This is a genomic window from Streptomyces formicae (genome assembly GCF_002556545.1).
Classification (GTDB): Bacteria; Actinomycetota; Actinomycetes; order Streptomycetales; family Streptomycetaceae; genus Streptomyces; species Streptomyces formicae_A.
Genome location: NZ_CP022685.1, coordinates 3191366 through 3205921 on the forward strand (window position 1 = coordinate 3191366; position 14556 = coordinate 3205921).

Annotated in this window: 10 protein-coding genes; all 10 read right to left on the reverse strand. The window is 71.9% G+C overall.

The features are described 5' to 3' along the window. Positions 1 to 85: 85 nt before the first annotated feature. On the reverse strand, positions 86 to 1525 hold the full coding sequence (gene obgE / locus KY5_RS13655) for a GTPase ObgE (protein ID WP_098242504.1): 1440 nt from the start codon (positions 1523 to 1525) through the stop codon (positions 86 to 88). A gap of 166 nt (positions 1526 to 1691) precedes the next feature. Continuing rightward, positions 1692 to 1949, reverse strand: coding sequence for a 50S ribosomal protein L27 (gene rpmA / locus KY5_RS13660; protein ID WP_055555987.1), 258 nt, complete (start codon positions 1947 to 1949; stop codon positions 1692 to 1694). 14 nt (positions 1950 to 1963) lie between these two features. Further along, positions 1964 to 2284: a 50S ribosomal protein L21 gene (gene rplU, locus KY5_RS13665; RefSeq protein ID WP_055555985.1), complete on the reverse strand. Its 321-nt coding sequence runs from the start codon at positions 2282 to 2284 to the stop codon at positions 1964 to 1966. Between the two features lie 197 nt (positions 2285 to 2481). Beyond that, entirely contained in the window at positions 2482 to 3834 is a 1353-nt protein-coding gene (locus KY5_RS13670) for a phospholipase D-like domain-containing protein (protein ID WP_098242505.1), read from the reverse strand. A 220-nt stretch (positions 3835 to 4054) separates the two neighbouring features. Next, positions 4055 to 8032, reverse strand: a complete 3978-nt coding sequence (locus KY5_RS13675; RefSeq protein ID WP_098242506.1) for an Rne/Rng family ribonuclease — start codon at positions 8030 to 8032, stop codon at positions 4055 to 4057. 237 nt (positions 8033 to 8269) lie between these two features. Further along, on the reverse strand, positions 8270 to 9070 hold the full coding sequence (locus KY5_RS13680; RefSeq protein ID WP_098242507.1) for a TIGR03936 family radical SAM-associated protein: 801 nt from the start codon (positions 9068 to 9070) through the stop codon (positions 8270 to 8272). 47 nt (positions 9071 to 9117) lie between these two features. Continuing rightward, on the reverse strand, positions 9118 to 10302 hold the full coding sequence (locus KY5_RS13685; protein WP_098242508.1) for a hypothetical protein: 1185 nt from the start codon (positions 10300 to 10302) through the stop codon (positions 9118 to 9120). Between the two features lie 6 nt (positions 10303 to 10308). Then, a complete protein-coding gene (locus KY5_RS13690; protein ID WP_418952772.1) occupies positions 10309 to 10854 on the reverse strand; it encodes a GNAT family N-acetyltransferase in 546 nt (181 codons plus the stop codon). A gap of 16 nt (positions 10855 to 10870) precedes the next feature. Then, positions 10871 to 12793: a TIGR03960 family B12-binding radical SAM protein gene (locus KY5_RS13695; protein ID WP_199843065.1), complete on the reverse strand. Its 1923-nt coding sequence runs from the start codon at positions 12791 to 12793 to the stop codon at positions 10871 to 10873. Between the two features lie 63 nt (positions 12794 to 12856). Further along, complete coding sequence (locus KY5_RS13700) at positions 12857 to 14491, reverse strand: CYTH and CHAD domain-containing protein (RefSeq protein WP_098242510.1); 1635 nt, start codon at positions 14489 to 14491, stop codon at positions 12857 to 12859. Positions 14492 to 14556 lie beyond the last annotated feature (65 nt).

Here is a 14556-nt window from a genome sequence, read left to right on the forward strand (position 1 = left end):
GGGCCCGTTCCTTGCGTGGCAGCACAGTCCACATCCGCGGGTGCGTCGTGGCTGGTGGCGCGGTTCCCCGCGCCCCTTCGGGCGCTTAGAACGGCTCGAAGTCGTCGTACGCCTTCTGTGCCTCGTCCCGCTCCGCCTCGCGGTCCCTGCGCCGCTGAGCGGCGGGCCTGGGCGCTTCCAGACGGTGGTCCTCGCCACGACGGCCGAGCATCTCCGCACCGGCCATCATCGTCGGCTCCCAGTCGAAGACGACCGCGTTCTCCTCGGGGCCGATGGCGACGCCGTCGCCGTTGCGGGCGCCCGCCTTCATCAGCTCGTCCTCGACGCCGAGGCGGCTGAGCCGGTCCGCGAGGTAGCCGACGGCCTCGTCGTTGTTGAAGTCGGTCTGGCGGATCCAGCGCTCCGGCTTCTCGCCGCGCACGCGGAAGATACCGTCGTCCTCGCGCTTGACCGTGAAGCCGGAGTCGTCGACGGCCTGGGGACGGATGACGATGCGGGTCGCCTCCTCCTTCGGCTTGGCGGCACGCGCCGCGGCGACCAGCTCGGCCAGGCCGAAGGACAGCTCCTTGAGGCCCTTGTGCGCCACGGCCGACACCTCGAAGACGCGGTAGCCGCGCTCCTCCAGGTCGGGCCTGACGAGGTCCGCGAGGTCCTGTCCGTCGGGTACGTCGATCTTGTTGAGGACGACGATGCGGGGACGGTTCTCCAGGCCCGCGCCGTACTCCCGCAGCTCGGCCTCGATGACGTCGAGGTCGGAGACGGGGTCGCGGTCGGACTCCAGGGTCGCCGTGTCCAGGACGTGCACGAGCACGCTGCACCGCTCGACGTGCCGCAGGAACTCGAGGCCCAGGCCGCGGCCCTGGCTGGCGCCGGGGATGAGCCCGGGCACGTCGGCGACGGTGTAGACGGTCGAACCCGCCGTCACCACACCGAGGTTGGGGACGAGCGTGGTGAACGGGTAGTCCGCGATCTTCGGCTTCGCCGCGCTCAGCACGGAGATCAGCGAGGACTTGCCCGCGCTCGGGTAGCCCACGAGCGCGACGTCGGCGACGGTCTTGAGCTCCAGGACGACGTCCCGCTCCTCGCCGGGCACACCGAGCAGCGCGAAGCCGGGGGCCTTGCGCCGGGCGGAGGCCAGCGCCGCGTTGCCGAGGCCGCCGCGGCCGCCCTGGCCCGCGACGAAGGTGGTGCCCTGGCCGACCAGGTCGGCGAGCACGTTGCCTTCCTTGTCGAGGACGACCGTGCCGTCGGGGACGGGCAGGACCAGGTCCTGGCCGTCCTTGCCGGAGCGGTTGTCACCGGCGCCGGGCTGGCCGTTGGTGGCCTTGCGGTGCGGGCTGTGGTGGTAGTCGAGCAGCGTGGTGACGTCCTGGTCGACGACCAGGATCACGTCGCCGCCACGACCGCCGTTGCCACCGTCGGGGCCGCCGAGCGGCTTGAACTTCTCACGGTGGACGGAGGCACAGCCGTGGCCCCCGTTACCCGCGGCGGCATGCAGCTCGACGCGGTCCACGAAGGTGGTCATGGTTCGGTGCCTCCAGAAACGTGCGGAAATGTCTTAACCGTGTGCTGTAACTATTTACAACACGCGAAAGGCGGACCCGCTTCCCGATCATCGGGAAGAGAGGTCCGCCCTCGCAGAAACTCGCAGAACTCGCTCGACGAGCGCCCAGTCAGTCGTGAAGACAGACTCAGACGGCGACCGGAACGATGTTCACGACCTTGCGGCCACGGTGGGTGCCGAACTCCACCGCACCCGCGTCCAGCGCGAACAGGGTGTCGTCCTTGCCGCGGCCGACGCCCGAGCCCGGGTGGAAGTGGGTACCGCGCTGGCGGACCAGGATCTCACCGGCGTTGACGACCTGACCGCCGAAGCGCTTCACGCCGAGCCGCTGAGCATTGGAATCGCGCCCGTTCCGAGTGGACGATGCGCCCTTCTTGTGTGCCATCTTGTCTCAGTCCCTTACTTCGCAGCCGTCGGGATACCGGTGATCTTGATCGCCGTGTACTGCTGACGGTGACCCTGACGACGGCGGTAGCCGGTCTTGTTCTTGTACCGAAGGATGTCGATCTTGACGCCCTTGTGGTGGTCCACGACCTCGGCCTGCACCTTGATGCCGGCAAGGACCCACGGGTCGCTGGTCACAGCGTCACCGTCGACAACGAGCAGGGTCGAGAGCTCGACCGTGTCGCCAACCTTGGCAGTGGAAATCTTGTCAACCTCAACGATGTCGTCGACAGCAACCTTGTGCTGGCGACCACCGCTGCGCACGATGGCGTACACGCGGATCTCTCTCTCGCTCGGAACGGGACCCCCGCAGTCCAGCCGCCCACAGAAGCAGACGGCCTCTCCCAGGCCCGGAGCAGTGCCCGCGGCCCGGAAGGAAAAAGGTTTACAGGGGGTGGTCGTGCATATGAACACGCCGACGGTCAAGGTTACGGGGCCCGCCCGCGAGGGTCAAACCGGCCCCGCGCCCCCGCTCACGTGGTGGGATTCTCGCCGTCCGGCGGCAGCGGCTTGACGCCCTTGCACAGATCGGTCTTGTCGGCGCTGCCCGGCCAGGCCACCGCCCGCGTGCGGTCGAAGTGCGCGCGGTAGGTGTCGTGCACCGAGTCGTCGTCGACCTTCACGATCGCCTCGTCGTTCTCGCGCAGCGCGGGCGCCGTGTAGTTCTGCGAACCGGTGAAGGAGAGCTTGTTCCGCTTGCCGTCGTACATGCCGTCGACCAGCAGGTACTTCGAGTGGACGATGTACGGCGTCCCCAGCCTGCTGCCGGGGTGCAGCGGGTCCCTGTCGTCGTTGTAGCAGCGCACGGAGGGGCCGCCGGACTTGTGCAGCTGCTCCCAGGTGCCCGGGGTGCCGTTCTGGCTCCTGGCGCTGTCCGTCTCGGCGTACAGGATGCTCACCGAGCAGCCCGCCTTCTTCAGCGCGACGAGCTTGTCGGCGATCTGCTTCCGCGTGATCTTGAAGATGGCGGCCCGCACCTTGGTCTGCTGCTGCACGCCCGCCGCGTCCTTGTACACGCACCGCACGTTGTTCAGGACCGAGTACATGGTGTCGGTCTCGTTCACCGTGCCGTTGCGCGGGAAGAAGTACGACTTGTAGCGGCCGCTGCTGACCGTGCGGTAGTCCCAGTCCTGCCAGCGCTTGCCGAGCATGTCGGTGAAGTAGTCCGCGTACGCGTCGTACATCGCGGGGTTGTCGGGCAGCAGCAGCGCGTCGTTGAAGAACTTGGTGTGCGCCGACGGCGTCGAGTTCGACGTGGTCTGTACGACGACGTCCCTGGCGCCCGCCACCTCGGAGAACAGCCAGAACTTGTTGTGCATGATCGACTTGCCGTACCGCGGATCGCCCAGACAGGACTTCCCCGCGGGGCAGAGCGACACGAACGACGGCTTGCTCCTGTCGGTGCCGAGCGCCGTCTTGAGCGTGTTGTACGAGGTGTTCGCCGGCCGGTCGCTCCTGCTGGTCTCGTCGAGCAGGATCTGCACGTGCACACCGCGGTTCTTGGCGGCCACCAGCGCGTCGACGACGGTGGCCTCCCACACGTGGTAGACCGCGACCTTGATCGTCGAGCCAGGGACTGCGGAGTTCGTCAGTTCGAGGAGCCGCGTGCGTATCGCGTACTGGTGGTCGGCGTCGCCCTTCGGATCGTTGAAGATCGGGCCCTCGGTCCAGGTCGGCGCGGTGTCCGCCCGAGCGGCCCCCGCGGACCCCACGGCCTGGAGCCCCGCCGCCGAGAGGACCGTGGCGAGCGCCACCGCCCGGCGGGCGCCCTTGACCGGTTTCACCGCACGGTGTCGCCCCGTGCCCCACAGGCGCGCGTGCGCCATCCGCCATCCCTCCCCCGGCATGGACGCGCGGTCTCCCCCACCTCGCACTCACGCCCCCGTGCTCTTATCGGATCGCATGAGTTTTACAGGTAACTCCCCCCGCTCCAAGGCCAGGGGCCGCACTTCAGCCTTTCGAGCTGCGGCGACGCCGTTCCCCTGACACAGCGGTGCCCCCTGCCGGCGAGATCGCCGAACAGGGGGCACCGGAGGCGCGAAGGGGTCAGCCCTCGCTGGCGGCGGTCGCGGAGACACCGGACGGCGACTGCTCCGCCGCCGCGGCCTTCTTCGCCGTCGTCTTCGACGCCTTCTTGGCCGTCGTCTTCTTGGCGGCCGTCTTCTTGGCCGCGGTCTTCTTGGTGGTGGCGGCCTTCTTCGCCGTCGCCTTCTTGGCCGTCTTGCGCGCCGCCTTCTTGGCCGGGGCGGCCTCCTCGGCGGGAGCGTCGGCGGCCGCGTCGGACGCGGTCGGCTCCGCGGCCTTCTCCTTCTCCGACGGGACGACCATGACGGCCGACTCCTCGGACGCGGTCGGCGCGGTGGCCTTGCGCACCGCACGGCGGCGCGGACGGGCGGGCGCGGCGTCGGCCACGGGCTCGGCGACGGGCTCCGCCACCGGCTCGGCCTCGACGGCCTCCTTGGGCGCCTGCGCCACGACCACCTCGGCGGCCTCGACGCTCTCGGCGGCCTTCGGCGAACCGGCGGGCGACGTCGCCTTGCGGACCGCGCGACGACGCGTACGGCCCTTGGGCGCGGCGTCGTCCACGGGCGCCTGGGCGGCGGCCTCCTGCGCGGCCTCGGGCGTACCGACGACCGGGTCCTCGGCGGCCGGGGCGGCCGCACGCGGCGCCTCGTCCTCGACGACGACCGGCTCCTTGGCCTCGGCGACCTCAGCGGCCTCGGCCTTGGCCGCCTTCTGCGCCGCCTTGGCCTTCTTGCCCGACCTCTTCGAAGCGGCCTTGGGGGCCTCGGCCCGCTCGGGCTCGACCTCGGCCTCCGGGGCCTCGACCGGAGCGGACTCCGCCCGCGGCGCACCGGCGGGAGCCGACGCGCGACGGGTCGCCCGGCGCCGCGAACGGCCGCGGGAAACAGCCGCCTCGGCCTCGGCCGCGCTGCTGTACAGCTCCTCGTCCGGGACGAACTCGGGCTCGGGCAGCGCCACCGGAGCGGCGACCTCCGCCGCGACCTCGGCCTCGGTCTCGGAGTGCTCCGCGTGGTCGGACTCGTGCTCGTGCGTGTGCTCGTGGCCGGTGTCCTGACCGTGCTCGGAGCCGCCGCGCCCGCGCTTCTTGCGCTTGCCGCCGCCACCGGCGGAGGTGGGCTGCTCCATGTGCACGATGACGCCGCGGCCGTTGCAGTGGACGCAGGTCTCGGAGAAGGACTCCAGGAGGCCCTGGCCGACGCGCTTGCGGGTCATCTGCACGAGACCCAGCGAGGTGACCTCGGCGACCTGGTGCTTGGTGCGGTCGCGGCCCAGGCATTCGAGCAGGCGGCGCAGGACCAGGTCCCTGTTGGACTCCAGGACCATGTCGATGAAGTCGATGACGACGATGCCGCCGAGGTCACGCAGGCGCAGCTGGCGCACGATCTCCTCGGCCGCCTCGAGGTTGTTCCTCGTGACGGTCTCTTCGAGGTTGCCGCCCTGCCCGGTGAACTTGCCGGTGTTGACGTCGACGACGATCATCGCCTCGGTCTTGTCGATCACCAGCGAACCGCCGCTGGGCAGCCAGACCTTGCGGTCGAGCGCCTTGGCGAGCTGCTCATCGATCCGGTACGTCGCGAAGACGTCGACCTCGGACGTCCACTTGGAGAGGCGGTCCGCCAGGTCGGGCGCGACGTGCGAGACGTATCCGTGGATGGTCCCCCAGGCGTCGTCACCGCTCACGATGACCTTGGAGAAGTCCTCGTTGAAGATGTCGCGCACGACGCGGACGGTCATGTCCGGCTCGCCGTACAGCAGGCTCGGCGAGCTCGTCGACGCCGCCTTCGCCTTCTTCTGGATGTCCTCCCACTGCTGCTGCAGACGCTCGACGTCGCGGCGCAGCTCGTCCTCGCTCGCGCCCTCGGCGGCGGTGCGCACGATGACGCCCGCGTCCTCGGGGACGATCTTCTTGAGGATGGTCTTCAGACGCGCGCGCTCGGTGTCGGGCAGCTTGCGGCTGATGCCGGTCATCGAGCCCTCGGGCACGTAGACCAGGTAGCGGCCCGGCAGCGAGACCTGGCTGGTCAGGCGGGCGCCCTTGTGGCCGATCGGGTCCTTGGTGACCTGCACGAGGACCGACTGGCCCGACTTCAGGGCGGACTCGATGCGGCGCGGCCCGTTGGCCATGCCGAGCGCCTCGAAGTTGACCTCACCGGCGTACAGGACCGCGTTGCGGCCCTTGCCGATGTCGATGAAGGCGGCCTCCATGGACGGCAGCACGTTCTGGACCTTGCCCAGGTAGACGTTGCCGACGTAGGAGGTGGCCTGCTCCTTGTTGACGTAGTGCTCCACGAGCACGTTGTCCTCGAGGACGCCGATCTGGGTGCGCTCGCCGTTCTGGCGGACGACCATCACGCGCTCGACGGCCTCACGGCGGGCCAGGAACTCGGCCTCCGTGATGATCGGCACACGACGACGGCCCTGCTCACGGCCCTCGCGGCGGCGCTGCTTCTTGGCCTCGAGACGGGTCGAGCCCTTGATGGACTGGACCTCGTCGGCGCCGGTGCCGGGCTCGCGCTCTTCCTTCTTGCGCGGCTCACGGACCTTGACGACCGTACGCTCCGGGTCGCCGTCGCCCGGCTCGCCCTCGGCGGAGTCACCGGCGCGACGACGACGGCGGCGACGGCGACGGCTGCTGCTGGAGCCGGAACCACCGGACTCCGAAGCCGACTCGGTCTCCTCCGCGTCGTCGGCGTCCTGCTCGGCCTCGTCCGTGGCGTCCTCGTCGGACTGCTCGGCGGCGGCCTCGTCGGACGCGTCGTTCTGCTCGCCGTCCTGGTCGGCGGAGTCACCGCGGCGACGGCGACGGCCACCACGACGACGGCGACGGCCCTGGCGCTCGCCGGAGTCCTCGTTGTCGTCGTCGGCCTCGGACTGCTCGGCCGCGGCCTCCTCGACGGGCTCGGCGGCGGGCTGCTCGGCGGCGGCCTTGACGGGCTCGCGCTCCTCGGCCGCGGGCTGCTCGTCCGCGGCACGACGACGGCGGCGACGGCGCGGGGCCGCCTCCTCCTGCGCGACCGGGGCGGCCTCGACCGGCTCGACGCGCTCCTCGCGCTCCTCGGCGGCCTCGGCCGCGGCAGCCGCCGCGGCGCTCTCGGGGGTCTGGAACATCGGCGCGGCGAAGACCGGCGCCTGGAAGACGGCGACGGCGGGGCGGGGCTTGCGGCCGCCGTCCTCGCCGGAGTCGTCGGCGTTCTGGGCCTTGCGGGCCCTGTGGCCGGCGGGCGCCGAGAAACCGGTGGCGGCGGTCTTGCGGGTGGCGCGGCGACGGCGCGGGGCCGGAGCGGCCTCGGCCTCGGCGGCCTCCTCGACGGCGGGCTTCTCGGCAGCGGCCTTCTCGGCAGCGGGCTGCTCGACGGGCGCCTGCTCGGCGGCCTTCGGCTCACCGGCGGGCGCGGACGCGGTGCGGGTGGCACGGCGGCGCGAACGGCGCGGCGCGGCCTCCTCGACGGCCGGAGCGGCCTCGTCGGCGACCGGCTCGGCGACGGGCTCGGCCTTGGCGGGGGCCTCCTCGACCGCGGGGGTCTCCTCGGCGGCGGCCTTCGGCGCACCGGTGGGAGCGGAGGCGCGACGGGTGGCACGGCGACGCGTGCGCGGCGCCGGGGCGACCTCGGGCTCCGGGGTGGACTCGGCGGCGGGCGCGGCGGCCTCGGCGGGCTCCGTCACCTCGGCGGCGGCCTGCGGCGCACCGGCGGGGGCGGAGGCCCGACGGGTCGCACGACGGCGCGTGCGCGGCGCCGGGGCGGCCTCGGGTTCGGGGGTGGGCTCGGCGGCCTGCGCCGGAGCCTCGGTGGTCTCGGCCACCTCTTCGGTCTCTTCGACCTCGTCGATCTCGTCGGCGGCGGGGGCGGCCGGTATGGCCGGAGCCTCGGCGGCCGCGGCCTTGCCCCCGGGCGGACCCGCGGGGCGCGACGCGGCACGGCGCCGACGGCGCGGCGGCAGGGTGTCGCTGGGGGTGTTGTTGTTCTGCGAGCCCTCGGCGGGTTCGTTCGGCTCAAGCATGCGGGCGGTTCTCCCGTCACGCTCCCGGGCGCCGCGCCTGATCCGGTGATGTCCGCGGCTCGCGCTAGGTGCGCGGGGCCGCCATCCGGGGGCGTGGGCGCCGCACGGGAGCTCTCTATGTCTTGTCTCGCCGGTTCCGTACGCCCAAGTGCGGACGGCCTGGCGAAAGTCTCGGTCAGTGCGCTGCCCGACCCAGGTGGCTCCCGAGTACGAGGGCGGCGCTTTGACGTACGTCCTTTAGCGGGGGCCTTCCGGCGCCGGCGCCTTCGCGGCGGCAGGTACGGCGGCCGTAGGTTCTGCGGCCGTGACTGCCTCGCGGTCGGGCGCGAGCGGGTCGGTCACCGTGCCGGTCTCTTCATCGAAAAGCCCCTGCGCCAGCCTGGTCACCGCTGCGGGGACCGGCGGCGCCAGGTCGGCCACAGCTCGGAGACCGGACAGGACGTCGTCAGGTCGTACGGCAGGTGTCACGTGCCGAACAACCAGCCGCAGTATCGCACAGGGCTTGTCGCTCGGCCTATCAGTGTCGTGAGTGATCACTTCGTCATCGGTGACCACCGCGAGGCTCACGACCGCCTCGCGCGCGTCGAAGGTGCGCATGCCGTTCTTCGTGCGGCGCTGCACCTCGACCGTCTCGGCGGCCCGGAAGAGACCGGCGGCGCGCTCCGCTTCGGCGGGCTCCACGCCGTTCAGGCGCAGCTCCCAGACGGAAGCGGTCAGACGGTCGGCGAGTCCGGAGGTGTGGGACTCGACGGCGTCGACGATGTCGAGCCCCGCGGGCATCGACTCGTCGAGGAGCGCCCGGAGCTTCTCCGGGTCGCGCGGCGCGGTGAGCGCGATCTCCAGGTACTCGGCCTCACTGCCGGTGCCGGTGGGTGCGGCATTGGCGTACGACACCTTGGGGTGCGGAGTGAACCCGGCCGAGTACGCCATGGGCACCTCGGCGCGGCGCAACGCGCGCTCGAAGGCACGCTGGAAGTCACGGTGGCTGGTGAACCGGAGGCGGCCGCGCTTGGTGTAGCGCAGACGGATGCGCTGCACCGCGGGTGCGGGCGGCGGGCCTACGGGCTGTCGCTTGCCCAGTGTCGTCAGTCCTTCATGAGTGCGGTCGTACTGCTACCTAGAGTACGTGTCTCCGGCGTGTCCTGTTCCCGCCGGGCCGCCGGTACCGGTACCGGCACGGGCTCCCTCGGCGCCCCGAAGAGCATCCGCCGCACGTCGGCCCTGGCCTGGCGGACGCTGGCGCGGGCCGATGCGATGGCCGCCCGCGCGGTGCGGCCGACACTGCGGGCGGCCGCGGCGGCCGGGCGCCACACCAGGTCGCGGACCACGTGCCCGACGGGTGTGAACACCGTCCGGTACGCCCAGCGGACCGGCTCGACGAAGATCCACCGAAGGAGTCTGCCGAGGAAGCGGCCCACGACGAGCGAGAGGTGCCCGGCGACGCGCCAGGCGTGCCCGAGCGCGTCGCCGACCTCGCGCGCGACGACGGCGATCGCCCGCCCGACCGGCGCGAGCACCCATCGCCACAGGGCGACGACGGGCACCACGAGGAGCATGCGCAGGAGCCAGGCGATCCCGCGGCCGACGGGCGTCAGGACGTACGCGTACAGCCACACGGCGGGCACCACGATCAGCGTCCGCGCCAGCCACGCGAGCGCGATGCCGACCGGCACCACCACGTACCGCCAAAGACCCACCCACGGCCACACGAACACGGCCTTCAGCAACCACGTCAGGACCGCGCCGACACCCCGCCCGGCAGCGGCGACGCCGGTGCCGAAGGCACGGGCCAGCCAGCGGAGGCCGTGTCCGATCGGTGTCAGCACGCGCGCGTACAGCCATGCGGCGGGCACCACCACGAAGGTCCGCCCCAGCCACGCGAGCCCGTGCCCGAGGGGGGTCAGCACGTTCTCGTACAGCCACACCGCGGGCACCACGATCAGCGTCCGCCCCAGCCACGCGAGCGCGATGCCGACCGGCACCACCACGTACCGCCAAAGACCCACCCACGGCCACACGAACACGGCCTTCAGCAACCACGTCAGGACCACGCCGAGGCCCCGCCCGACCGGGCGCAGGGCGTTGGCGTAGACGAAGCGGCCGCAGACGGCGAGCGCGTCCCAGACCAGGCGCACCGGGACGACGAGGACGAGCACCACGATCCGCACCGGGACACGGATCGCGACGGCGAGACAGCCCTCGGCCTGCGGCGGTGCGGCGGGCCGCGGGGGCTGCTCGGCCTGCTCGACAGGCCGTTTCTCCAGGTCCATGTCGTCCTAGACGCGTGCGGTGTCGGTTCGGATCCAGTAGCGCAGCTTTCCGCCGCGCTCGTCCTCGAAGGCGCCGCCCGCGGCCTCGATGACCTTGCGGGAGCCGACGTTGTCGGTGTCGCAGGTCACCAGGACGGATGCCAGGCCGAGACCGGCCGCGTGCGGCAGGGCGCCGCGGAGCATGTCGGTGGCGTGGCCGCGGCGGCGGGCGGTGGGGCGCACGTCGTAGCCGATGTGGCCGCCGTACTCGCGCAGGAAGCGCGTGGCGACGCTGTGGCGCACGGAGATGCGGCCGAGGTAGTCGGCGCCTTCGCTGTACCAGAGGGTGGTGACGGGGACGCCGAGCGGTTCTGCGGGGTACGCGGCGGAGCGGACCTCGGCGACGTACGACGCGAAGACGGCGGGGTCCTGCCACCGTCCGCCGTAGTCGCACAGGGTGCGGCCGAGCGTCGTGTCGTCGTCGGGGCCGCCGCGCCCCTCGGCCCGGAACTCCTCCATCGCGGCGATGAAGGAGCGGTGCACCAGGCCCGAGGGCGGGGCGAGTTGAGGCACTGTCAGGTGTCTCGGCTTACTTCACGACCGTGAGCGGCAGGAGCTTCTTGCCGGTCGGGCCGATCTGGATCTCGGTCTGCATCTGCGGGCAGACACCGCAGTCGAAGCAGGGGGTCCAGCGGCAGTCGTCGACCTCGGTCTCGTCGAGCGAGTCCTGCCAGTCGTCCCAGAGCCAGTCCTTGTCGAGACCGGAGTCCAGGTGGTCCCAGGGCAGGACCTCCTCGTACGTACGCTCGCGCGTGGTGTACCAGTCGACGTCGACGCCCACCTCGGGCAGCGTCTTCTCGGCGCAGCGCATCCAGCGCTCGTACGAGAAGTACTCGCGCCAGCCGTCGAAGCGGCCGCCCTCCTCGTAGACGGCGCGGATGACGGCGCCGATGCGGCGGTCGCCGCGCGAGAGCAGGCCCTCGACGATGCCGGGCTTGCCGTCGTGGTAGCGGAAGCCGATCGAGCGGCCGTACTTCTTGTCGCCGCGGATCTTGTCGCGGAGCTTCTCCAGACGGGCGTCCGTCTCCTGGGAGGAGAGCTGCGGGGCCCACTGGAACGGCGTGTGCGGCTTGGGCACGAAGCCGCCGATGGAGACCGTGCAGCGGATGTCGTTGCCCGCGACCTCGCGGCCCTTGGCGATGACGTTCGCCGCCATGTCCGCGATCTGCAGGACGTCCTCGTCGGTCTCGGTGGGCAGGCCGAGCATGAAGTACAGCTTCACCTGGCGCCAGCCGTTGCCGTACGCGGTCGCGACGGTGCGGATCAGGTCCTCTTCGGAGACCATCTTGTTGATGACCTTGCGCATCCGCTCGCTGCCGCCCTCGGGGGCGAACGTCAGACCCGAACGGCGGCCGTTCCTGGTCAGCTCGTTCGCGAGGTCGATGTTGAAGGCGTCCACGCGGGTCGAGGGGAGGGACAGGCCGATCTTGTCCTCCTCGTACCGGTCGGCGAGGCCCTTGGCGACGTCGGCGATCTCGGTGTGGTCCGCGGAGGAGAGCGAGAGCAGGCCGACCTCTTCGAAGCCGGTCGCCTTGAGACCGCGGTCCACCATCTCGCCGATGCCGGTGATGCTTCGCTCCCGCACGGGGCGCGTGATCATGCCGGCCTGGCAGAAACGGCAGCCGCGGGTGCAGCCGCGGAAGATCTCGACGGACATGCGCTCGTGGACGGTCTCCGCGAGCGGCACGAGGGGCTGCTTGGGGTAAGGCCACTCGTCGAGGTCCATGACGGTGTGCTTGGACACGCGCCACGGGACGCCGGACCTGTTCGGCACGACGCGGCCGATGCGGCCGTCGGGGAGGTACTCGACGTCGTAGAACCCCGGGATGTAGACGGACCCGGTCCGCGCGAGCCGGAAGAGGACCTCCTCGCGGCCGCCGGGGCGGCCCTCGGCCTTCCACTCGCGGATGATCGCCGTCATGTCGAGCACGGCCTGCTCGCCGTCGCCGATGACCGCGGCGTCGATGAACTGGGCGATCGGCTCGGGGTTGAAGGCGGCGTGGCCGCCGGCGAGCACGATCGGGTCGTCGACGGTGCGGTCCTTCGACTCCAGCGGGATGCCCGCGAGGTCGAGGGCGGTCAGCATGTTCGTGTACCCGAGCTCCGTGGAGAAGCTGAGCCCGAAGACGTCGAACTCGCCGACGGGGCGGTGCGCGTCAACGGTGAACTGCGGGACCTGGTGCTCGCGCATCAGGGCCTCCAGGTCGGGCCACACGCTGTACGTGCGCTCGGCGAGGACGCCCTCACGCTCGTTGAGCACCTCGTAAAGGATCATGACGCCCTGGTTGGGCAGCCCGACCTCGTACGCGTCCGGGTACATGAGCGCCCAGCGGACGTCACAGGAGTCCCAGTCCTTGACGGTGGAGTTGAGCTCTCCGCCGACGTATTGGATGGGCTTCTGGACGTGCGGGAGAAGCGCTTCCAGGCGTGGGAAGACGGACTCGACAGGCATCACAGCGTCTTTCGGCAGGTTCTCATGAGCTGGCAGGGGTGACCATCAAGCGTACCCCGGCGTTCAGCCGCCCAGCGCCGCCCGCACCTTCCCCTCGGACGCCCGCGCCCACACCCCCGGCAGCTCCCGCTCCCGCTCCGTCCCCGACGCCTCCTCCTGCCCGTACAGAAGCCCCCAGGTGAAGGCCGTCTCCCCGGCCAGGTGGGCCTGGATCGCGAGCGCCCGCAGGGCCTCGCGGGCGACCACGCTGTCCTGGTGGTCGCCCAGCACGGTCTGGACCGACTTCATCCGCTTGGCGAACCGCTTGGCGGGCTTACCGAGGGCCGGGGTCGCCGCCTCGCCCGCGTACCTGGCGCGCTTGGCGGCCTTGCGGGCGTCGTGCATCGCGAGGTCGCGCGCCGTGCCCGGCGGCTGTTCCAGGGCGTGCTCGACGCGGGCCGCGAGGCGCGCGTACTCCTTGAGTAGCGCCTTGGGGAGGGCGTCGGAGGGCGCGGCGGTGGCGGCACCGCGCAGCGGGGGCGCGGCGAGCAGCGCGTCGACGGTGTCCAGGAGCGCCAGGTACCGCTTGCCGTCGAGCACGGCGACGGTCCTGCGCCGGGACCCGGTGCGGCGGGCGACGGTCCAGATGCGGAGGCGGCCGCGCACCGGCCCGAGCAGGAGGGTCCTTGGCAGTGCGTCGATGCGGGCGGTGAGCCGCTCGGTGAGCACCTCCTGGTCGCGGTCGACGCCCAACTCGCCCGCGAGCCACTTGAGTTCGTCGCCCACGGGGTCGGTGACGGTGCGGTCGAGGATCTTCCGGTACGTCTTGAAGGCGCTGCGCATCCGCCGCGTGGCGACCCGCATCTGGTGCACGGAGTCGGGCAGGTCGCGGCGGACGGCCGGGTCGAGGGAGACGATGGCGTCGCGCTGGGCGCGGAGGTAGGCGAGGACGTGGTCGGCGGCGGTGCCCGGTCCCTCGCCGACGGCCTCGCGCACCGCGTCGGCGACGGCCTCGGCCTTGCCCGCCTTCTTCCCGCGCCTGACGGCTCCCTCGGGCACGGCCTTGCCGGGCTCGGCCCCCTCGGGCCCGCCCTTCTTGGACTTGCGTCCCTTCGGCGCGGTCTCCGCCAGCGCCCTGCCGAGCTTCGACGCGGCGGAGGAGCGCCGCACGCCCGCCTTCGTCAGCTTCTTCTCGACCTTGTCGAGGAGCGCGGGGTCGCCGTCGTCCGCGAGCTCCACCTCGACCTCGGACCACGCGGTGGTGGCGCCGCCCCCGGTGAGCCGCTCGGCGCGTACGCCGTCGATGCTGACCTCGGCGAGCAGCGCGCCGTCCGCGTCGAGGAGGTGGCGCAGGTTCCTGGCCGACAACAGCCGGACGACGGGGACGAGTCGGGCCTCGCGCACCCGGGAGCGCACCAGGCCGAGCAGGGCGCGCGGCACGGCGTCCGAGAGCGGGGCCCTGACCTCGTCGCGCACGCCCTCCGCGAGCGAGACCGGCAGCTTGAGGTGCCAGCCCGCGTCGTCGCCGCCGGTGCGGCGGCGCAGGGTGATGGAGGCGGCGGCGAGGCGCTGGTCGGGGGTGTCCCAGTAGACGGCGTCCAGTTCGACGACGCCTTTGTCGACGACGTCCGCGACTCCGGCGACGCCGGACAGGTCGGGCAGCTCGGCATCCGCCCCGACGTCGTACTTCCGCTCGATCTCGCGCTTCGTCTCCGCCATGAACCGAATCTAGACGCGATCCGGGGCGCTGGGCAGTACCAAAGATGCCCCGGAAAAGACGTCCC

What these genes read in the sequence shown, in the direction of transcription:
- KY5_RS13685 (WP_098242508.1), bottom strand. Translation starts at nt 10,302, where the DNA reads ATGGACCTGGAGAAACGGCCTGTCGAGCAGGCCGAGCAGCCCCCGCGG.
- obgE (WP_098242504.1), bottom strand. Translation starts at nt 1,525, where the DNA reads ATGACCACCTTCGTGGACCGCGTCGAGCTGCATGCCGCCGCGGGTAAC.
- KY5_RS13670 (WP_098242505.1), bottom strand. Translation starts at nt 3,834, where the DNA reads ATGGCGCACGCGCGCCTGTGGGGCACGGGGCGACACCGTGCGGTGAAA.
- rpmA (WP_055555987.1), bottom strand. Translation starts at nt 1,949, where the DNA reads ATGGCACACAAGAAGGGCGCATCGTCCACTCGGAACGGGCGCGATTCC.
- KY5_RS13695 (WP_199843065.1), bottom strand. Translation starts at nt 12,793, where the DNA reads ATGCCTGTCGAGTCCGTCTTCCCACGCCTGGAAGCGCTTCTCCCGCAC.
- KY5_RS13675 (WP_098242506.1), bottom strand. Translation starts at nt 8,032, where the DNA reads ATGCTTGAGCCGAACGAACCCGCCGAGGGCTCGCAGAACAACAACACC.
- KY5_RS13700 (WP_098242510.1), bottom strand. Translation starts at nt 14,491, where the DNA reads ATGGCGGAGACGAAGCGCGAGATCGAGCGGAAGTACGACGTCGGGGCG.